Annotated in this window: 1 protein-coding gene; it reads right to left on the bottom strand. The window is 46.2% G+C overall.

Features of this window, described 5'->3' with window-relative positions; genetic code table 11:
• Positions 1 to 236: TRAP transporter large permease subunit (locus AB4512_RS13925; protein WP_372175063.1), on the bottom strand; the 236-nt coding region annotated here is incomplete at its 3' end.
• Between the last annotated feature and the right edge of the window lie 67 nt (positions 237 to 303).

Below are 303 nucleotides of genomic sequence, written 5' to 3'. Positions count from 1 at the left end.
CGTTTGGAGATACCCGCCGCCTCCATTAATGCACCCGCAAGAACAAAGGCTGGCAGGGCCATTAGCGGGAAGTTACCCACCGAGGTAAACGCGATTTGTACTAAAGCGATGGGATTTTTGTCGAGCAGCATATAGGCCGCCATCGAAGCGCCAGCCAGTGATACTGTGATTGGTGCGCCCAGAATTAACAGCGTTAAAAAGCCACCAAATAAAATTAGAGTTAAATAGGATTCCATTATTACATCTCTCTATTACGACTATTCTCTGTGATGACTATTGCGCTGACTTTTGTGCCGTCATTTT

Origin of the sequence: Vibrio sp. 10N.222.52.B7 (genome assembly GCF_041474275.1) — a bacterium.
Classification (GTDB): domain Bacteria; phylum Pseudomonadota; class Gammaproteobacteria; order Enterobacterales; family Vibrionaceae; genus Vibrio; species Vibrio crassostreae_C.
Note: the sequence above shows the minus strand (reverse complement) of the source record. Positions and strands in the feature narration are given on the sequence as shown.